General features: G+C 68.8%; 23 protein-coding genes. 7 read left to right on the top strand and 16 right to left on the bottom strand.

From position 1 onward, the window contains the following. Positions 1–21: 21 nt before the first annotated feature. Entirely contained in the window at positions 22–921 is a 900-nt protein-coding gene (locus tag D1832_RS10165) for an acetoacetate decarboxylase family protein (protein ID WP_241510970.1), read from the bottom strand. Positions 922–1138: 217 nt separating this feature from the next. Between D1832_RS10165 and D1832_RS10160 the strand changes: the two genes are divergently transcribed. Next, complete coding sequence (locus D1832_RS10160) at positions 1139–2482, top strand: glutamine synthetase family protein (RefSeq protein WP_118913790.1); 1344 nt, start codon at positions 1139–1141, stop codon at positions 2480–2482. 30 nt (positions 2483–2512) lie between these two features. Further along, entirely contained in the window at positions 2513–3805 is a 1293-nt protein-coding gene (locus D1832_RS10155) for a cytochrome P450 (RefSeq protein WP_118913789.1), read from the top strand. Between the two features lie 224 nt (positions 3806–4029). Here the strand turns inward: D1832_RS10155 and D1832_RS10150 are convergent, their stop codons facing one another. The 5 genes from D1832_RS10150 to D1832_RS15835 form a co-directional block, all read right to left on the bottom strand. Then, complete coding sequence (locus tag D1832_RS10150) at positions 4030–4266, bottom strand: ribonuclease HepT family protein (RefSeq protein ID WP_118913787.1); 237 nt, start codon at positions 4264–4266, stop codon at positions 4030–4032. Then, positions 4263–4736 carry a nucleotidyltransferase domain-containing protein gene (locus D1832_RS10145; protein ID WP_118913785.1) on the bottom strand — a complete coding sequence of 158 codons (474 nt, stop codon included), beginning with the start codon at positions 4734–4736 and terminating at the stop codon, positions 4263–4265. The genes D1832_RS10150 and D1832_RS10145 overlap by 4 nt, the downstream gene beginning before the upstream one ends. A 42-nt stretch (positions 4737–4778) precedes the next feature. Then, positions 4779–5270, bottom strand: a complete 492-nt coding sequence (locus D1832_RS10140; RefSeq protein WP_118913783.1) for a hypothetical protein — start codon at positions 5268–5270, stop codon at positions 4779–4781. 76 nt (positions 5271–5346) lie between these two features. Next, the gene (locus D1832_RS15840) at positions 5347–5826 is read right to left on the bottom strand and encodes a hypothetical protein (RefSeq protein WP_241510969.1); all 480 of its coding nucleotides are present in this window, start codon (positions 5824–5826) and stop codon (positions 5347–5349) included. Between the two features lie 48 nt (positions 5827–5874). Then, positions 5875–6261 carry a pyridoxal-dependent decarboxylase gene (locus tag D1832_RS15835; RefSeq protein WP_241510968.1) on the bottom strand — a complete coding sequence of 129 codons (387 nt, stop codon included), beginning with the start codon at positions 6259–6261 and terminating at the stop codon, positions 5875–5877. Between the two features lie 89 nt (positions 6262–6350). On the opposite strand from D1832_RS15835, the gene D1832_RS10130 reads away from it, so the two are divergent. Continuing rightward, entirely contained in the window at positions 6351–6968 is a 618-nt protein-coding gene (locus tag D1832_RS10130; RefSeq protein WP_118913781.1) for a PaaI family thioesterase, read from the top strand. 23 nt (positions 6969–6991) lie between these two features. On the opposite strand, the gene D1832_RS10125 is transcribed toward D1832_RS10130, so the two are convergent. Together D1832_RS10125 and D1832_RS10120 are read right to left on the bottom strand one after the other, a co-directional pair. Beyond that, complete coding sequence (locus D1832_RS10125; protein ID WP_118913779.1) at positions 6992–7225, bottom strand: hypothetical protein; 234 nt, start codon at positions 7223–7225, stop codon at positions 6992–6994. 21 nt (positions 7226–7246) lie between these two features. After that, positions 7247–7972 carry a type 1 glutamine amidotransferase gene (locus D1832_RS10120; RefSeq protein WP_118913777.1) on the bottom strand — a complete coding sequence of 242 codons (726 nt, stop codon included), beginning with the start codon at positions 7970–7972 and terminating at the stop codon, positions 7247–7249. A gap of 156 nt (positions 7973–8128) precedes the next feature. Between D1832_RS10120 and D1832_RS10115 the strand changes: the two genes are divergently transcribed. Beyond that, positions 8129–9160 (top strand): PDR/VanB family oxidoreductase, encoded by a 1032-nt coding sequence (locus D1832_RS10115; RefSeq protein ID WP_118913775.1) that lies wholly within the window; start codon positions 8129–8131, stop codon positions 9158–9160. Positions 9161–9282: 122 nt separating this feature from the next. Then, entirely contained in the window at positions 9283–10671 is a 1389-nt protein-coding gene (locus D1832_RS10110) for an NAD(P)/FAD-dependent oxidoreductase (RefSeq protein WP_118913773.1), read from the top strand. Positions 10672–10742: 71 nt separating this feature from the next. On the opposite strand, the gene D1832_RS10105 is transcribed toward D1832_RS10110, so the two are convergent. Beyond that, complete coding sequence (locus D1832_RS10105) at positions 10743–11261, bottom strand: hypothetical protein (protein ID WP_118913771.1); 519 nt, start codon at positions 11259–11261, stop codon at positions 10743–10745. Between the two features lie 279 nt (positions 11262–11540). Here D1832_RS10105 and D1832_RS10100 point away from each other — a divergent pair, with 279 nt between their 5' ends. Further along, a complete protein-coding gene (locus D1832_RS10100) occupies positions 11541–12539 on the top strand; it encodes an FUSC family protein (RefSeq protein WP_241510967.1) in 999 nt (332 codons plus the stop codon). A gap of 59 nt (positions 12540–12598) precedes the next feature. On the opposite strand, the gene D1832_RS10095 is transcribed toward D1832_RS10100, so the two are convergent. After that, positions 12599–12802: a hypothetical protein gene (locus D1832_RS10095; RefSeq protein ID WP_047310729.1), complete on the bottom strand. Its 204-nt coding sequence runs from the start codon at positions 12800–12802 to the stop codon at positions 12599–12601. 146 nt (positions 12803–12948) lie between these two features. Here D1832_RS10095 and D1832_RS10090 point away from each other — a divergent pair, with 146 nt between their 5' ends. Further along, complete coding sequence (locus tag D1832_RS10090) at positions 12949–13410, top strand: pyridoxamine 5'-phosphate oxidase family protein (RefSeq protein WP_118913767.1); 462 nt, start codon at positions 12949–12951, stop codon at positions 13408–13410. Here the strand turns inward: D1832_RS10090 and D1832_RS10085 are convergent. From D1832_RS10085 to D1832_RS10055, 6 genes are all read right to left on the bottom strand, one after another. After that, positions 13407–13877 carry an SCO6045 C-terminal-like domain-containing protein gene (locus D1832_RS10085; RefSeq protein WP_118913765.1) on the bottom strand — a complete coding sequence of 157 codons (471 nt, stop codon included), beginning with the start codon at positions 13875–13877 and terminating at the stop codon, positions 13407–13409. The genes D1832_RS10090 and D1832_RS10085 overlap by 4 nt on opposite strands. Beyond that, entirely contained in the window at positions 13870–14784 is a 915-nt protein-coding gene (locus D1832_RS10080; protein WP_241510966.1) for an MbnB/TglH/ChrH family RiPP precursor modification enzyme, read from the bottom strand. Before D1832_RS10080 ends, D1832_RS10085 begins: the two co-directional genes overlap by 8 nt. 136 nt (positions 14785–14920) lie before the next feature. Further along, positions 14921–15526, bottom strand: a complete 606-nt coding sequence (locus D1832_RS10070; protein WP_118913763.1) for a TIGR04222 domain-containing membrane protein — start codon at positions 15524–15526, stop codon at positions 14921–14923. 29 nt (positions 15527–15555) lie between these two features. After that, entirely contained in the window at positions 15556–15969 is a 414-nt protein-coding gene (locus D1832_RS10065) for a DUF2207 domain-containing protein (protein WP_118913761.1), read from the bottom strand. A 71-nt stretch (positions 15970–16040) separates the two neighbouring features. Next, the gene (locus D1832_RS10060) at positions 16041–16949 is read right to left on the bottom strand and encodes a TIGR04222 domain-containing membrane protein (RefSeq protein WP_165357957.1); all 909 of its coding nucleotides are present in this window, start codon (positions 16947–16949) and stop codon (positions 16041–16043) included. Between the two features lie 100 nt (positions 16950–17049). Then, positions 17050–17886 carry a uracil-DNA glycosylase gene (locus tag D1832_RS10055; protein ID WP_047310725.1) on the bottom strand — a complete coding sequence of 279 codons (837 nt, stop codon included), beginning with the start codon at positions 17884–17886 and terminating at the stop codon, positions 17050–17052. Between the last annotated feature and the right edge of the window lie 21 nt (positions 17887–17907).

Genomic DNA, 17907 nt, shown 5'->3' with positions numbered 1-17907 from the left:
CTCGTAGTGATCTACCTCACACTACACCCGTCCGGGGTGGGGTGGGTCGGCGGCGTGACGCTGCGTGCCGTGTGTCCACGAACTCATCTGCGACGCAGGCTGCCGCCCGGCCGCCTGGCTCACACGAGACGTTCGAGCGTCTCGCCGCCGTTCCAGACGACGCCGATCTGCCGGTAGTAGCCGCCGATGATCTCGTCGACCTCCAGGGCGGCGAGTTCCTCCGTGGGCGATTCGAACAGGCGCAGATCGGACGTCACCACGCCACGCCTGCCCGCCTTCGAACTCGGCCGCGCCGGACGAGATGAGCTCGCTGTAGGCGTCGCCCGTCGCCCCGCGGGCGATGTCGGGGTAGATGCGGTGGTGGGCCATCGGGTGGCCGTTGACGAAGCCGTTCGTCTCACTCGGCTCGCGCAGCGTCAGCACGGCCTCGGCGAGACGACGGTCGCCGGCGGCGAGCGTCGCACCGAACATGCCGCCCTCGGCGATCTGCGGTGCACCCTGCGCGAAGGGGTGGGGGCGCGTCTGCCACATCGAGCCGAGCTTCTTCGGGTAGCCCTGGTGCAGGCCGCGGCCGATCGCGAAGTCCTTGTCGACCCAGATGTAGACGCAGCGGCTGAACGTCTTGCCCTTGTACGAGCAGCGGACGACGACGAACGCCTCCTTGTACTGGGCGCGCACCGGGTCGAGCAGCTCCTCGCGGGAGCTGGAGCAGCTCTGCCAGTCGGCCCAGATGAGCGCGACGGCGCCCGGGTCCTCGTCGGCGAGTTCCAGTGGGGCGGGCAGGAGTTCGCGCACACGCTCCGGGTTGGTGCGGTACTCGAACGTCAGCAGGTCGCCCGAGTAGTACCACGGCGGGCTCGGGATGATGCCCGAGGTTCCGCCGGCGGTGCGGGGGTAGAAGAAGCCCTTCTGGTCGCTCATGTGCGTGCACCCTTTCACCGTCTGCGGCCCGTGCCGCAAGTTTGTTGCCGAGAAATCGTTCGTGTCCGTACGACACCGGCTGGGCTACCCGATCAAGAGGGGTTGTATGGCCTGAGTCACACGGCTACTGTTCGGCTCCGAACGACCTTTTGACTCACTCCCGGTACGGCGACCGCCGGGGGAGGCGTTCGCTCACAAAGGCGTGAAAGGCGATGGCATGACGAAGATCGACTCGAGGCTCATGGCGGAAGCCATGGAGGAGTGTGCGGCGGAGGGCATCGACGTCGTCCGCCTCGGCTACTCCGACATCATCGGCACGGACCGCAGCAAGGATCTGCTCGTCAACCGCTTCGAGCGCACCACCGGCCACGGCGTCGCGTTCTGCCGCAGCGTGTACGGCACGACGCCCATGGGTGACGTCGTCGACATCGAGGGCGGCCTCGCCGCTGGTCTGCCCGACATCGTGGCCTACCCCGACATCGAGACGATCAAGACCGTGCCGTGGGAGCCGGGCGTCGCCCACGTCATCGCCGACGTGTTCAACCCGGACGGTTCGCCGTCCGCCGAGAGCCCGCGCTACGTGCTCAAGCAAGTCATCGAGAAGTTCAGCTCCATCCCGGGCACCCCGATCTGCGGCCCGGAGCTCGAGTTCTACCTCCTCGAGGAGTCGGACACGAACGACTCCGGCTGGGCGCGTTACGGCGAGAGCCCCGGCAACGTCTACGTCTCCGGCCTGCGCGGCGACCCCGAGAACGTCCTGCTCGCCTCGCTGCGTCAGCTCGGCGCCTACGACCTCGACGTCATCGCCGCGAACCACGAGTTCAGCTCCGGCCAGTTCGAGATCAACCTCTGGCACTCCGACGCACTCGACGCCTGCGACCGCGCGTTCCGCTTCAAGGCCGCCGTCAAGGAGATGGCGCGCGCCGGCGGCAAGCTCGCGACGTTCATGGCCAAGCCGTTCAACGACGAGGGCGGCTCGGGCTTCCACCTGCACTTCTCGACGCAGGACGCCGCGGGCAACCACCTCTTCGGCGACCCGAACAGCCACAACGGCCTCTCCGCCGTCGCTCACCACGCGATCGGCGGCATCCTCAAGCACGCCCCGGCGCTCGCGAACCCGACGATCAACTCCTACAAGCGCTTCGGGCCGGACACGCTCGCCCCGTGGCTCATCGACTGGGGTCTCGACAACCGCAGCGCGATCGTGCGCATCCCCCCGGAGCGTGGCTCGGCGTCGCGCCTGGAGCTGCGCCTCGGCGACGCGTCGGCCAACCCCTACCTGCTCACGGCGGTGACGCTGGCTGCGGCCTACCTCGGCATCAAGAACGAGATCGACCCGGGCCCCGCGCTCGAGGGCTACGGCTACGACCCGGAGCGTTCGCCCAAGCTGCCCTCGTCCCTGTGCGAGGCGCTCGACGCCCTCGAGGCCGACTCGGAGATGCGCGAGGTGCTCGGCGAGGGCTTCGTCACGACCTTCCTCGCGTACAAGCGCCACGAGATCGAGCGTTTCAACGCCTTCATCACGGACTGGGAGTTCCGTGAGTACACCTACCACCTGTGATCCAGACTTCAGCGATCGAAGGAGACCGACATGACCACTGACGTGGGTGCCGCACCCAGCAGCCAGTACACGCTCGAAGACGTCGACCTCGCGAACCTGGACCGGTTCCGCGACAACGAGGGTTGGGCCCAGTTCGCCGCCCTGCGCGCCGGTGACCCGGTGCACTGGAACGAGGAGTCCGACGGCAAGGGCTTCTGGGCCGTCACGAAGTACGACGACATCTGGGCCGTCGACAAGGACTCCGAGACGTTCACGTCGGAGAAGTTCGTCAACCTCGAGGACGTCGACGACGACCTCATGGACTTCCGCCGTTCCATACTGGAGACGGACGGCGCGCGTCACACGGCGCTGCGCAAGCTCATTCAGCGTGAGTTCTCGCCGCGCAACCTCCTCAAGAACTACGAGGCGTTCCTGCGCGAGCTGACGAAGAACACAATCGACGAGGCGAAGAAGTCGGCGCCCGACGGCGAGTTCGACTTCGTCGAGAAAATCTCGGCCGACTTCCCGATCCAGGTGCTCGCGCGCCTGCTCGACGTGCCGCGCGACCACACGCCGCAGCTCATCGCGTGGGGCAACGAGATGGTGGCCAACACCGACCCGGACTACACGCAGCACCTGCTCGACTCGTCCGAGTCGGAGAAGTACCACCACCTGCCGTTCCGTTCGCCCACCGTGCAGGACGTCTGGGACTACGGGCGCGACCTGCGTGACAAGCGCGTCGGCGGCGAGGGCAAGGACCTCGTCTCGATCCTCGCGAACAAGATGCCCGAGGACGGCGTGCCGCTCTCGGACCAGGACTTCAACAACTACTTCTCGCTGCTCGTCATCGCCGGCAACGAGACGACGCGCCACGCGATCAGCCAGATCATGCTGGGCCTCATCGCGCAGCCCGACCAGTTCAAGCTGCTCAAGGAGGACCCGTCGCTCATCGAGTCAGGCCTCGAGGAGTTGCTGCGCTGGGCGACGCCGGTTTACCACTTCCGCCGCACGGCGACAAAGGACGTCGAGCTCGGTGGCAAGCAGATCAAGGAAGGCGACAAGGTCGTCATGTGGTTCGGCTCGGGCAACCGTGACGAGGACGTCTTCGAGAACCCGAACAAGATCGACGTGACGCGCAAGAACGTCGACCACATGACGTTCGGCAAGGGCTCGCCGCACCTGTGCCTCGGCAACAACCTCGCCCGCCTCGAGATCCGCCTGCTGCTCGAGGAGCTGCTGCCGCGCATCGAGAAGATCGAGCTCGTCGGCGACGTGAAGCGCGTGCGCTCCAACTTCGTCAATGGTGTGAAGAAGTTCCCGGTGAAGGCGACCTGGGCGGAGTGATCCGACCGCCAAAGATCCCCACTTGCGCGACGAATCGCGCGAGTGGGGATCTTTGTGCCTGGTCTGTCCCCAATTGCGACATCTCGCGCGAGTGGGGGCGAGGGATGCCCGACGCACGCTGACGCGCGGTCCGATCGTCAGGTGAGCTCGGCTGCGAGGCGAGTCAGAAGGGTTGGGACATCCCGTTCTGCGGTGGTTCGCAGGAGGCGTCCGTCCGTCAGTGCCTAGCCGTGCGCGATTCGATTGCGCATGCCCCACATTTCCTTCCACTCGCCCATGCAGACGCGATCACGCATCTCGACGGGCAGTGCGGAGATCGCCTCCAGGGCGGCCGACAGGCGCATGGCGATGGCGTCCGTCGCAACTTGCGTAGCGGGTTCGTCGAGGTATGTCACGACGAACTGCACGTGGTAGCGGGCTTCTTCAACGTTCTCGGCGGGTGTGCGTCCGGTGGGGCTCACAGCGGAACGGCTTCCTTCAGGACGCGTTCGCGTAGGTAGGGCCTCAGCCCCGAGTCGGGCGTGAGTTCCACTGTCGCGCCCACTTCTTCGGTGAGTCGTGACTGGAGGCGCTCGAGGTCGAGCAGGCTGAGGTCAGCGAGGCTGAGGTCCGCCAAGAGATCGATGTCCGAGCCGGCGTGCTCGCGGCCCGTGGCGACGGAGCCGAAGACACGCACATTGCGTCCCCCGGCATCCTCGATGAGGTGGATCACCGCTTGGCGGTGGGCGCGCAACCTGCGGGCAAGAGGTCCGGACCCGTGAAAGCGGATGAGGCGCGACACCTCAGGCTGGCTGCGTCCGATACGCCGGGCGATCTCGCGCTGGGACAGTCCCTCGCGGTGTGCGTCGCGGACGGCAGCGGTCAACATGGCGCGAGCGTCACGCGTCATGCGGTCGCTCGCGGCTGCGATCTCCTCCAAGCCCGTCGCCATGGCTACAGACTACAGCCGATAGCAAGACCTATCGGTGAATCCTCAGTCCTCGACGATGACGAGGACGCCCTTGTCGGCGACGACGGCGTCGAGGTCGATGCCGGTGAGGTCGACGACGGCCTGCTTGAGGGTCTTCTCGGGGTCGCCGTCGATGATGGCGGTCGGTTCGCCCTCGACGGGCTCGCCGTCCTCCGCCGTGACGCCCGACGCGTCGAGCGTCAGCATGTGGCTCTGCTCGACGCCGTCGACGATGAGCAGCCATGTCTTCGAGTTGCCCGCGAAAACGGCGGTGACGGCCTCGTCCGCGATATCGGGGATGAGGTCGGGCTGCAGCATGAGCTCGTAGCCGACGAGGACGACCGCGTCCTCGTCGTCATCCGTGCGCGCCGTGAACGCGCCGACGTACCCCGCCGGCAGCGCGTTCGAGATGGCCTCCTCGCCCGTGACGTAGTCCGTCGTCGGGTCGAGAATGCCGCTGGGCAGCGTGTCGATCGTCAGACCGGGCAGGACCGCAAAGGCCGTGTTGAGTGCCATGCCTCCACCCTACGGCGTGGCGCGATGTTGCCTGGGAAACGCGGCACCGGTGCCGCGTACGCCGCTCAACATCCGGTCAGGCGTCGACGGCGCGGGCGAGCTTCTCGACGGCGGCGTGGATGTCGCCGATGAGGGGCTCGGTCTCCGGCTTCATCGTCACGCTGCGCAGGATGCGCGCGCCCGCCTCGGGCGCTCCGCCGGGCACGTCGTGGCCACGGTTCGTCATGTCGTCGGGCTTCACCTTGTACGTCGCGACGAAGAGCGACTCGTCACGCGGCGCGTTCATGCCGTTCGTGAGGATCGCGCCCGAACGGCGGTCGACATCAGCGAGGGAGTCGCCCTTCGGGAAGTAGCTGACGATGTCGAGGTCGGGCTCCTGGTAGAGGTCGAACACCTCCGAGTCGCGCAGCTTCTCGGCCCACGCCAGCGCGGCGCGACGTCCCGGCGCGACGATCTCGCCCATGCCCTCCCGCGTGAGCGGCAGCAACTGGAGCGTCATCCACAGCGCCGCCGCGGACGCGCCCGAACGCGAGCACTCGAGCGAGATCTCGCCCATGTGCAGGTCGTCACCGCTCGTGAAGTACGTGTACGGCGAGGTGTGGTTCTAGAAGTTCGCCACGTTCGGGTCGCGGAACAGCACCGCGCCGCAGCCGTACGGCTGCAGGCCGTGCTTGTGCGGGTCGATGACGACGGAGTCGGCCTCGTCGATCGCCCGGAAGGCGGCGGCCACGTCCGGCGCCAGCAGGTCGTCGCCCTCCTCGGCGAGCAGGCGGAAGAAACCGCCGTACGCCGCGTCGACGTGCACGCGCACGTCGTACTTGCGGCACAGCGGAATCGCCTTGTCGACGGCCAGGCGCTCACTCAGTCGCTGCGCGCCGCGTGGTCCCCCGATCATGACGCAGCGGGCGAACTGGCCGCGCTCGCGGAGGACTTGCGTGACTTCTGCGCGCGTCAGTACGCCGACGACCTCGCCTGAACCTGCCCTCGTCACCAGGCATCCTCGACGTACTCGCCCTGCTCGGGGCATCATGCGCACAGGCCGGTGCCCGCCCCGGCGATGCCGAACTCAGAGGAGTACCGATGACCGAGCGCGACGCCATCGCCGCCCTGCACGCCCTGCGTGAGAACACGGTGCCGCCCGAAACGGTCGATGCCCACGATTCGGTGGCGACGCAAATACGCGAGCTGCTCGACCTCATGGCCGCCTCTCGCCTCGACGCCGCTCAGGCCGCCGAAATCACGGAACACCTGCGCGAGGTGAACACCATTCTGCGCGGCGCCGGAGCCCCCGAACCCGAGCGAGTCTGGGGTCGAGTCGACACCGTCGGCCGCGCGCAGACCCTCGTGCCGTCCGTCGTCGACGGCACCTACGTCGGCGACTCGTTCTCCGGCAGCGTCCGCTTCGGCACGTTCCACGTCGGGGAGAACTCCGTCGTCCACGGCGGCGCGATCTGCATGCTCTTCGACGACGTCCTCGGAGCGCTCGCTCTGGAAGCCGAGCTCGACCCCAGTCGCACGGCGTACCTCACCGTGAACTTCCGCTCCGTCGCGCCGGTCGACGAGACGCTGACGGTGACGGCCACCGTCGATCGCATCGAGGGGCGCAAGCAATTCATCCGCGGCTCGCTGTGGGCGGGCGAACGCCTGTGTGCCGAAGCCGAGGGGCTGTGGGTGGCCCTCAAGCCCGGCCAGCCCTGACCCCGTGAGTGGGCGGCCGCGGCTCAGTCCGGATCGTCGAAGGAGTGACCGCTCCAGAGCACGAGGTCGTCCAGTTCGTCCGCGGGCCCGACCTGGCTCAGGATTTCCGTGTCGCGCATGGCCAGACGATGGCGCAACTCTCGCTCGAGCGCGATCGTGATGAGCGCGGCTCGACTCGGCGCTTCGCCTGCAGCCACGCTGTGGTCGAGGAAGCCAACCGCAGTGCTGGGCAGGCTCACGGCAATCTGAACGCTCATCGGTTCATCCCATCACGGCATTCACGAGGCACGGGCCTCCTGTGACGCCACGTTGACGAGGAATCCGTCGACGACGGCGTGGGCGCGCTCGCGACCGCGCTCGTCCCAGTCGCGCGCCTGCGCGATGAGGTCGTCGGCGCTGCGGCCCATGCCGGCGAGCATCTCGCGGCCGCCGTTGTCGCACCAGCCGGTCAGCACGTCCGACGACAGCTCCGGGTGGAACTGGACGGCGAGGTTCTTGCGCAGGATGAATCCCTGTGACGCCATCGCGTTGCGCGCGAACTCTACGCCCTGCGGCGGTAGCTGCCAGCGGTCGTAGTGCCACGCGAACCAGCGTCCGCCCGGAGCCAGCTCCTCACGTTCGCTCGTCACCTCGACGAAGCCGATCTCCGGCTCCGGGGCGCGCGCCACCGAACCGCCGTGCGTGCGCGCCAGCAGCTGCCCGCCGAAGCAGATGCCGAGCACCGGCACGCCGGCTTCGTCAGCCTCGCGCAGCATCTCCATCTCGGGGCGCAGCCACGAGCCGATGAGGTCGTCGTCCCACGCCGACCAGTACGAGCCCATGACGACGATCGCGTCGAACCCGCGAACGTCGGGGAACTCCACCTCGACGCCCGGGTTCTCGAAATCGGCTTCCGGCACGATCTGGAAGAGCGTCTCCTCGTAGCCGCGCTCGCGGAAACGCTCCGCGACGGCGCCGGGAGGGGAGCAGTGGTCGTGTTGGACGATGAGGACGCGCTGAGTCATGTCCCTACGCTAGGACGTTTCGTTCGGCCCCGAAAGACTTTGGGGCAACGGATTGAGACGCAGGTCACAAATGCATGATGTGGTGCGTACACTGGTGACTCGTTCGCACCCGAACGAAAGGGCCGCGGAGCGTCAGCACCGCCGAAGGAGAAGCGCATGATCTCGGAATCGACCCAGCCGGAATCGTCGACCCTGCTCGTCGTCGACACCATCGACGAAGCTGCCGACGGCGTCCGTCTCCTCACCCTGCGGTCCAAGGACGGCAGCGACCTGCCGCCGTGGACGCCCGGTTCGCACCTCGACCTCGTCCTGGGCGGCGTCGACGCGGCCCAGATGCAGGCCGCCGAAGCCGGCGCGATGCCCGAGCACGACCCGTTCGCCGAGACGATCCGCCAGTACTCCCTCTGCGGTGACGTGGCCGACCGCTCCTGCTACCGGGTCGCGGTGCTGCGCGAGGTCGAGTCGCGCGGCGGCTCCTCCTACGTCCACGACACGCTCAAGGCCGGCGACGAACTCGTCAGCTACGGCCCGCGCAACCACTTCGAACTGCGCAAGGCACCCAAGTACGTCTTCGTCGCCGGGGGCATCGGCATCACGCCGATCATGCCGATGATCCGCGAGGTCGAGGCCGCCGGGAAGAACTGGCACCTGTACTACCTCGGCCGCAGCGAGGCGACGATGGCCTTCCGTGACGAGCTCGCCCAGTACGGCGACAAGGTGACGCTCTGGGCCAAGGACCCGAAGGGTGCCTTCGACCTGCAGGGCATGTTCGACCAGATCGAGGCCGAGGGTGCTGCACTCGTCTACTCGTGTGGCCCCGAGCGTCTGCTCGAAGCGGTCGAAAACCAGTGCCGCACGCGCGCGACGCTCGTCGCCCACGTCGAGCGCTTCACGCCCAAGGAGATCGACGACTCGGACAACTCCGAGTTCGAGATCGTCCTCGAGGAGTCCGACATGCGCCTCACGGTGCCGGCCGACAAGTCGATCTTCGAGGTCGTGCGTGAGAACGGCATCTCGGTGCTCGGCTCGTGCCTCGAGGGCATCTGCGGCACCTGCGAGACGGGCGTCGTCTCCGGCGAGATCGACCACCGCGACTCCGTCCTCGAGGACGACGAGCGCGAGGAGGGCGACGTCATGATGATCTGCGTCAGCCGCTGCAAGGGCAAGGAGCTCGTGCTCGAGCTCTGAGACCCGTTCGGACGGCTGAACTGACGAGGCCGGAACCACACGCGGGCGAGCGTCATCACCTACAGTTGGTCGTTTGCCCTCTGCATTTCGACCGGTGCCTCGAACGGTTCTAGAGTGAAGACATGCCTTTCTCGCAGAACACGAACGTGCGCCCCCGCATCCTCATCGTCGGCGGCGGATACCTCGGCTTCATCACGGCGAAGAAGCTCCTCGCGGGGCTGAACCAGGGTGAAGGTTCGGTGACGGTCGTCGACCCGAACCCCTACATGACCTACCAGCCCTTCCTCCCCGAGGTCGCGGCCGGTTCAATCGAGGCGCGCCACGCGCTCGTGCCGCTGCGCCGTCACCTCAAGGGTGCCGACATCATCACCGGCAAGGTGACGTCGATCGACCACGCGAACCGCACGGTCAACGTCGACCCCGAGCTCGGTGACGACTTCACGCTCGAGTACGACCACATCGTCATGGCCGCCGGCTCCGTGCCGCGCGCGCTGCCAATCCCCGGCCTCGCCGAGGAGGGCATCGGTTTCAAGACGATCGAGGAAGCAGTCACGCTGCGTGACCACGTCCTCGCGCGCCTCGACGAGGCCGCCGTCCTCACCGACCCCGAGGAGCGCAAGCGTGCGCTGACGTTCGTCTTCGTCGGCGGCGGGTTCGCCGGCATCGAGGCGATCGCCGAGATCCAGGACATGGTGAAGGACGCCATCAAGCACTACACGCGCCTGTCGCCCGAAGACCCGCGCTTCGTGCTCGTCGAGGCCATGAGCCGCGTCATGCCCGAGGTCAGCGAGGAGCAGGCGAAGTGGGTCGTCGCCTCCCTGCGCGAGCGCGGCGTCGACGTCTACCTCGACACGCAGCTCAAGAGCTGCGAGAACAAGCACATCGTGCTGTCGACCGGCGAGGAGTTCGACGCCGACACCATCGTGTGGAACGCGGGCGTCAAGGCCAACCCGGTGCTCGTCGACTCCGACCTGCCGATCGACGACCGTGGCCGCCTCATGGTCGGCACCGACCTGCGCGTGCGTGACGACGACGGCAACGTCGTCGAGGGCGCCTGGGGTGCCGGCGACAACGCGGCCGTTCCCGACGTCACCGGCATGGGCCCCGGCGGCTTCTGTGTGCCGAACGCTCAGCACGCGCTGCGTCACGCGCCGGTGCTCGCGAGCAACATCCTCACCGTCATCCGCGGGGGCGGCGAGCTCAAGCAGTACAAGCACAAGACGATCGGCTCGGTCGCCGGTCTCGGTGTCGGCAAGGGCGTGGCCCAGGTCGGCAAGTTCGGCCTGCGCGGCCTGCCGGCGTGGATGATGCACCGCGGTTACCACGCGTACGCGATGCCGACGTTCGAGCGCAAGGCGCGCATCCTCGGTAACTGGGCCGTCGGTCTCATGTTCGGCCGCGACGCCAGCGCCCTCATGGATCTCGAGTCGCCGCGTCACGCGTTCGTCGACGCCGCCAACTCGAAGCCGGCGCCGAAGAAGGAGCCGAAGGCAGAGCCCGCGAAGAGCTGACCCTCGCCCATGACGAAGGGGTGCCCCACCGAATCGGTGGGGCACCCCTTCGTCATGAGTGACGCTGTGGATCAGTCGCGGTAGTGGCGACCGTCCGTGGCGGCGTCACGCACGTCAGCGTCTCGCACGTCACTGTGCGCGCCGCGCTGCGGCTCGGTGCCGCGCACGTCGTTGGCATCCGTGCGGTGGTCGTCCTCGGAGCGGGCGACGTCACGCTCGGCGACGCGCTGGCGGGCCTCGGCGGTCTCACGCTGGTGGGCTTCGGCGTCACGCTCGTCACGCAGGGCGTCGCGGTCGCGCTCGGCGGCGAGACGGTCCTTCTCGTGAAGCTTGTGCTCCTTCTCCAGCGTCTTGCGCTCGCGACGCTTGCGCATGCCGCGCTTCGTGCCGGCGGCGATGAGGCGCGTGGCGGCCCACACGAGCAGCAGCGCGAGGGCGCCGAGCAGGAACAGGGTGAGGGGGCTGAGGTCGGCGGTGATGCCGAAGCCGTCGAAGTGGATCTTGTTGTTGCCTGCGTCGTTGAGTCCGAAGATGACCCACAGGACGAGGGCAGCAGCTGCGATGAGCAGCACGATGGCGAGTGCGAACATGTTCAAACTCCTCGGGTGGCGTGTTGCGGTCAGGGAGGTTTCTCGGATGCGGCCACCACTACTTGCTCACGAGATTAGCCCGCCGGATTGCCCGAATCCACCTTCGCGGTGTGGTACCGATCGCCTGTCGCGTGGATAGCCCCCGCCGGGGCGCCCAGGTCGAACGCCCAACTGCGCGAGGAACATTCGCGCGTCGACGCCGTCAGGATGAGCAACATCACGGGCCGCGAGGGTGCTCGCGATGAGGTGTGCGGCTCATGTGCGGCGTACCGTCGAGCGGTGGCCTCCCAGCGTTCGAACTCCGGTTTTCTCACCGATTTCTTCACCGTCGGGCCCCACGCCGGAGCGCACCGTGTCGCGGTTCGCGCGGCCGTCTCCGTCTTCGTCCCGCTGCTCGTGCTCGTCGTCCTCGACCGTCCGCAGTGGACGATGTTCGCCGCCTTCGGAGCCTTCACCTCGTTGTACGCGCGAGGGCAGCAGCACGCCCGGCGCGCGGGGGAACAGATCGTCGTCGGCAGCGTCCTGACCGTGCTCGTCACCGCAGGCACCGCCCTTTCGCTCATGCCCCAACGCGAACTCGCCGTCATCCTCGGCGGCACGCTCGTGGCCGGCGCGACCTCCCTGCTCTCCGACGGGATGCGTTGGCACCCGCCCGGCCCGCTGTTCCCGGTCTTCGCCTTCACGGCCGTGACGTCGTTGCCGCACGACCCGCGCAACGTGCCGGTCGCCTTCGCCGTGGCGGCGCTCGCGGCGGCGTTCTCCGTCGTCGTCAGTCAGGTGGGCCGGGTGCGTGTCGAATCGTCGCGCGGCGGCGCTGACGGTGCGAAGAAGGTCGTCCTCCCGCGCTTCGATCCCGCGCGGGTTCTGAGCGTTGAGGCGAACCGTCGGCGGGCCATGTTGTTCGCCGGGGGAGCCCTCGTCGCGGGCCTCGTCGGCGCAGTCGTCGGTTCGCTCTACGGCAGCACGCACGCGTACTGGGCCATGGTGGCCGTCGTCGCGGGGCTGACGGGAGCCACGCGTCGCGCCCGCCTCACGCGTGGGCTGCACCGCCTCATCGGCACCTTCGCCGGTGTGGGCCTCGCCGCGCTCATCCTGCCGCTGTACCCCCGGGGCGTCGTGGCGGTGCTCGTACTCACCGTGCTCCAAGCCGCGGCGGAATTGTTCGTGGGTCGTAACTACGGCATCGCGTTGATCTTCGTCACGCCACTCGCCCTGCTCATGGGGCAGTTGGGGCACGAGGTGGCCGTCGGACCGCTGCTGTTCGATCGTGCCGCCTAGACCGCCGTCGGCTGCGTCGTCGCGATTCTCCTGCTCTACGCCACGCGGGTTCGCGCGCGTCAGAGCGGGCGGTAGGGCGGCTTCGGACGCTGACGACGGTCGGTGAGTTCACTCGTGTCGTCGGGGATGCGCACGTGGCTGATGTCGCCGAAGTAGCGCTCGCGCTGCTGGCGCTGCACCTGATTGTTGACGCGCACGATGAAGACGACGATGAGCGCCATGACGACGACCGAGGCGATCATCAGGCCGATGGCTGCGTTCACGTGGGCACCTCCTCGCGGCTGACCTTTCGAGAGTAGCCCAGGGAAGGGACGAAGGGCCTGGGGCCGAAGGTCCCCACCGCGCCCGCAGGCAGGGCAGGCTGGAGGTGCGGGGCGCACCAGCCCCCGCCGGAGCACCAGGAGGAGCCATGCCCGAGTTCGCGGAACCGCGTGACGTCGTCCACCCGCTCGACGAGAAGGAGTGCTGGGAGTTTCTCGGCCGCCACGAGTTCGGCCGCCTTGCCTACACGCTCGTGGGCGACGTGCAGATCGTGCCGATCAACTACGTCTCCGACCACGAGGCCGTCTACTTCCGCACCGCAGAGGGCAGCAAGCTGCTCGGCGTGACGATGAACGACGCCGTCGCGTTCGAGGTCGACGACCTCGTGGCTGCGCCGGACGGCAGGCGCGACGCCGAGGCGTGCAGCGTCGTCGTCCACGGCAAGGCCGAGGTGCTCGAGGGCCAGGACAAGGCACGCGCCGAACAGCTTCCGCTGCGCCCGTGGGTGCCCACGCAGAAGCACACGATCGTGCGTATTGCCGTCTCGGAGATCAGCGGGCGCCGCTTCGACCTGTCGAAGCCGTGGGAGCACATGAGCACGCGCGGCTAGGACGTGCGCGGTCGGCCGATCGTGTGAACGCGGTTGCCCGTGCGCACGAGACGGCCGCCGGGGAAGCGGGCGCTCGCGATCCGTGACGTCCGCCGCTGAGGTGGGGTGTCGTCATCGGACCAGACCCACCAGAGGCGTGCCTCGGCGAGTTCCAAAGAGCCGGCCAGGGGGAGGTCGCCGCGCGCTTCGAGCCACGTGGCGAACGCGTACCCGTCGTTGCGCATGCCGCGGGTCGGGCGGTGCTCGGCGAACTCGGCGAAGAGTGGCCGCAGGCGCTCGCCGAGTGACGCGGCGAGGATCGGCCACGCGTAGTGCAGTTCGCGCGCCCGCTTGTCGAGCAGTGCGCGGCGTGCGACGTCGACGTTGAACGCCGCGAAGCCGTCGGGGATGGCGGCCGTTCCGGTGACGGCGTGGAGCACCTGCCGCTGACGGGCGGCGAGCGAGGCGTTGACGTCCGGCTCAGACACCGACCGACACCTGGGTGCTGACGCGCGGCATGCGGGCGGCGTCGGCGATGGCGTCGAGCTCGCCGAGCAGTTCGCTCGCAGGCGGGTAGTTGCCGTCGCGTTCGAGCATCGCGGCGGGCAACTGCGTGTGCGTCGACAGCTCTGCGATGAGGGCGAGCACCTCCGGCTCGACGCGGTGGGCGTGGGTGTCGTGGTAGATGCCCTCGTTCTCCAGGCCTCCGGCGACGTGCATGTACGCGAGGCGCTCCAGCGGCATGGCCCGGGCCTGCTCGAGGGCGTCCCAGCCGTGGTTGCGCGCATTCGCGTAGACGTTGGCGATGTCGAGCAGCAGCATCGCATCGGTGCGTTCGACGATCTCGGTGACGAACTGCGCCTCGGTCAGCTCGTCCTCGGGCCACGTGAAGACGGCCGCGATGGGTTCGAGGGCGATCGGGACGTCGAGCTCGGCCTGCACGCGCTTGACGTTGGCGACCATGACGTCGGCCGCCTCCCGCGTGCGCGGCAGCGGCAGGAGGTGTCCGGCCTCGACGCCTCCGGAGCGCACGAACGCGATGTGCTCGCTGACGAGCGGCGCCCCTGTGATGCGGGCGGCATCGGCGAAGTGGGCGATGCGGTGCTCGTCGAGTCCTTCGGCGTCGCCGAGGCCGAGGCGCACGCCGTGCGGGATGACGGTGACACCGTCGTCACGCAGCCGACGCAGGGCCGGTGGCATGCCGTGCATGACGCCCTCGGCGACGACCTCGACCCAGCGCAGGTCCGGCAGCCCCGCGAGCAGGGACGCGATCTCCTGACGCCAGCCGATGCCGACGCCGGAGGGCATGGGCAGGCGCGTGGTGGCCGGCGTCGTCGTCATGACGAGCACCCGCCGCCGCAGGAGGAACCGCCGCCACAGCTGCTCGAACTGCACGACCCGGAGTTGCACGAGCCGCCGGAGCCACAGGTGTTGCCGCCGCTGCACCACGCGTCGTGGTTGCCGTCGCTCCCGGACGACGACGAGCAGGAGTAGCCGCCACCGCTTCCACCGGCCCAGCGCTGGGCCTGCATCATCGGGTCGTCGAAGTCGACGAGCGGCCAGCCGAGGACGGCCGCTGCGGGAAGGCAAGCAGGAGCGGGCGGGTGCCGAACGCGGCCACCCGCGAACCGAGTGGCGCCGTCTCGCTGGTTTCCGCACGCGCCTGCTGAAGGGCGGCGATGCCCTGCTTCGTGCGGCGCTCACGTTTGGCCGGTTGGCGGCGGATGACGAAGAAGAGGGCGACGACGATGGCGACCATGGTCACCACGACGAGGGGAATCGGCGCCTTCAGGACGGCGAGGACGACGAGCAGGATGACGCCGCCGAGGAGGAGGCCGCCCACCGACCTGCCGTTCTTGGCCCGCTTCGGCGGGTGCAGGAGGCCGCGGCGCACGCAGTCACGCTGGAGGAGGTCGAGCTGGGCGACGACGTCGCGGTCCTGTTCGACACGCGGCGCGCCGTTGTGGACGGCGCGGTGGATGGCTCGCTGCAGGTCCGTCATGCCGGGAACGGTGGCCCCCGCGGAGACGGTGTGGCCGTCGCTGCGCAGGGCGCCGCGTTCGAGCAGGTCGGCGGTGGCAGCCTGAACTGCGGCGGTGCGGCCGTTCAGCATCGCGATGTGCTCAGGTGTGGTCATCTCGTCCCTCCCCAGGTGTGATGGCGCCATCATCCACCACAACCACCTCCGCAGCCGCCACCGCACGACGATCCCGAGCCTCCCGAGTCGCCGCCGCCGGAGCCGTCGCTCGCCACGGAGCCGTACACCTGTTTCGGGAGGGCGGTCGTTTCCGCGAAGGCCGGAGCCGCGACGAAGAGGGCAGCCGTGCCGAAGAGTCCGACGGCAAGCCCGAGGTCGCGCGGTGCCGGCGCCTCGGTGCCGGCCTTCGTCATGCGGTCGCGCCGGAAGGTGAAATTCAGGGCGAGGGCAACGGCGAAGGCGATCAGTTCCGCAACGAGATAGCCGACGGGCCTGCCGCGCCCGAGCCAGACGACGAGGCGCACGGTGCCGAGGGCGAACCACGCGACGAGCCCGGCGTAGGAGAGGATCCAACCGTGCTGCTGACGCCGGGTGGCGATCAACTCCGTCGGATTCTGTAGACATCGCGCGGCGTATGTGACGCCGAACGTCTACAGAATCGGCCTGCAGGGTGTCAGCCGCCGCATCCACTGCCACAGCCTCCGCTGCTGCAGGACGAACTCGTGTACGACGACCCGCTGCTGCCGGCGGTGGGGATGGCGCCGTAGGTGGTGTGCTCGATACCGAACGCGGACGCCGCTGCGGGGTGGGCGAGGACGAGCGCGGAGGTGCCGAAGAGGGCCACCGAGAGGCCGATGTCGCGCCCGGCGCCCCCGACGTACCCGCCCTTGCGCGTGGCCTTCGAGATGACGAGGTCGGGGTTGGCCTTCGCCTTCTCGGTGATCAACCGCTGACCCGCCCGCGTGAGGTGGCGCGGTTCGCCGTAGGCAGCCATGGTGAACAGAGCGGCGAAGAACAGCGCAGCGAGGAGGTAGAGGATCGGCTTGCCGTTGTTCAGGCCCGCGACGAGCCGCGCGACGCCGAGCGCGATCACCGCCGTCATGACGAGGGGCAGTCCCCAGGCGCGACGTTCGCGGGCAGGGGTCGTGAGAACACCCAGGCGTTCGAGGTGGCCGCGCATCGTCGCCATCTCGCGCACGACCGTCGGGTCGGCGAGGAGCTGCTTCGTCGTCGGCTGGTGGGTACCGGCATTCGCAACCGCAGTGAGGACCGCCCCGTGGAACGGGGTGCGAAGGGGGCGTTCACCGCGCCCGGCCGGCGCGCACCGTCCGGGCGTGCCGACCAACCAGCCGTCGCTGAGCAGGTCGGCGATCGCAGCGTTCACTGCGGCCTCCGGCCGTCGCATGAGGCCCCATTCGGGTGAACTCAACGAGTCGAGAGGGATGCCGAGGTCCTTGGGCCCGCGTTGCTGCGGCGCGAAGATCCAGCGGGCGATGAGGTAGCCCGCGAACGTGAGAATGACGTAGCCGATGAGGAAGTTCGGGCCGGAAATCCCCCACGTCTCGCCAGCTGTGCTTGTCACGACGTCACGATATGCAGTCACAGCCCTTCGACGTGGCGATCCGCTGGGAGGTTTCCTGCGGATTCTGTCGACGTTGCGCGTCGTATATGACGCCGAACGTCTACAGAATCGGGTCGTGAAGCCGCGCGAGCACCGCGTCGAGCATGTCCTCGGTGAGCACTCCGGTCTGGGTGTTGCGCTGGCTCACGTGGTAGCACCCGAGCAGCTTGATCGGGCGTCCCTTCGCCGTGCGTAGCTCCACCTCGGCGCCGTGGCCGAAGCGGGGGGCGGGGCGCGGCACCTCCCAGCCGAGGCGCCGCGCGACGCCGAGCGTCTGCGTCCACGCGATACCGCCGAGCGTGACGACCGTGCGCAACCCCGGCTCGAGCAACTGCAGCTCACGCACGAGCCAGGTGGAACAGGTGGCCTTCTCCACGCTCGTCGGTACGTTGTCCGGCGGCGCGCAGTGCACCGGGGAGGTGATGCGGACGCCGTCGAGTTCCAGTGCGTCACCGGCGTGTTTGCTCACCGGCTGCGATGCGATGCCCACCCGGTGCAGGCTCGCGAAGAGCCACTCGCCGCTGCGGTCGCCGGTGAACATCCGGCCCGTGCGGTTGGCGCCGTTGGCTGCCGGGGCCAGGCCGACGATCAGGCCGTGGGGGTTGGTGCTGCCGAAGGCCGCCACCGGCCGTCCCCAGTAGGGCTCGCCCGCGAACGCTGCCCGCTTGTCGCGCGCCACCGATTCGCGCCATGCGACGAGCCGCGGGCAGGCGCGGCACACCGTCACCCGGGCGTCCAGCTGCTCCAGGGAACGCGACGACGCTGCGAGCCGCTCGACGTCGTCCGAACTGCGCGCGACGCGGGTGCGCGGTCGAGCGGGGTCGGCCGGCCATCCCGTGCCCGGCGGCACGGGGGAGGCGAACGGCTCGCCGGTGCCCGGGTGGGGCAGCGTCGTCATGGGCGTCTCCTCTGCGTTCGT

Origin of the sequence: Dermacoccus abyssi, assembly GCF_003515945.1 — a bacterium.
Taxonomy (GTDB): Bacteria; Actinomycetota; Actinomycetes; order Actinomycetales; family Dermatophilaceae; genus Dermacoccus; species Dermacoccus abyssi.
The sequence above is the reverse complement of the archived record's forward strand: the minus strand, read 5'-3'. Positions and strand labels throughout refer to the sequence as shown.

Excerpts from the sequence above, each read along its gene's own strand:
- D1832_RS10165 (WP_241510970.1), bottom strand. The coding sequence starts at position 921 with ATGAGCGACCAGAAGGGCTTCTTCTACCCCCGCACCGCCGGCGGAACC.
- D1832_RS10160 (WP_118913790.1), top strand. The coding sequence starts at position 1,139 with ATGACGAAGATCGACTCGAGGCTCATGGCGGAAGCCATGGAGGAGTGT.
- D1832_RS10155 (WP_118913789.1), top strand. The coding sequence starts at position 2,513 with ATGACCACTGACGTGGGTGCCGCACCCAGCAGCCAGTACACGCTCGAA.
- D1832_RS10145 (WP_118913785.1), bottom strand. The coding sequence starts at position 4,736 with ATGGCGACGGGCTTGGAGGAGATCGCAGCCGCGAGCGACCGCATGACG.
- D1832_RS10140 (WP_118913783.1), bottom strand. The coding sequence starts at position 5,270 with ATGGCACTCAACACGGCCTTTGCGGTCCTGCCCGGTCTGACGATCGAC.
- D1832_RS15840 (WP_241510969.1), bottom strand. The coding sequence starts at position 5,826 with ATGGGCGAGATCTCGCTCGAGTGCTCGCGTTCGGGCGCGTCCGCGGCG.
- D1832_RS10130 (WP_118913781.1), top strand. The coding sequence starts at position 6,351 with ATGACCGAGCGCGACGCCATCGCCGCCCTGCACGCCCTGCGTGAGAAC.
- D1832_RS10125 (WP_118913779.1), bottom strand. The coding sequence starts at position 7,225 with ATGAGCGTTCAGATTGCCGTGAGCCTGCCCAGCACTGCGGTTGGCTTC.
- D1832_RS10120 (WP_118913777.1), bottom strand. The coding sequence starts at position 7,972 with ATGACTCAGCGCGTCCTCATCGTCCAACACGACCACTGCTCCCCTCCC.
- D1832_RS10115 (WP_118913775.1), top strand. The coding sequence starts at position 8,129 with ATGATCTCGGAATCGACCCAGCCGGAATCGTCGACCCTGCTCGTCGTC.
- D1832_RS10110 (WP_118913773.1), top strand. The coding sequence starts at position 9,283 with ATGCCTTTCTCGCAGAACACGAACGTGCGCCCCCGCATCCTCATCGTC.
- D1832_RS10105 (WP_118913771.1), bottom strand. The coding sequence starts at position 11,261 with ATGTTCGCACTCGCCATCGTGCTGCTCATCGCAGCTGCTGCCCTCGTC.
- D1832_RS10090 (WP_118913767.1), top strand. The coding sequence starts at position 12,949 with ATGCCCGAGTTCGCGGAACCGCGTGACGTCGTCCACCCGCTCGACGAG.
- D1832_RS10070 (WP_118913763.1), bottom strand. The coding sequence starts at position 15,526 with ATGACCACACCTGAGCACATCGCGATGCTGAACGGCCGCACCGCCGCA.
- D1832_RS10055 (WP_047310725.1), bottom strand. The coding sequence starts at position 17,886 with ATGACGACGCTGCCCCACCCGGGCACCGGCGAGCCGTTCGCCTCCCCC.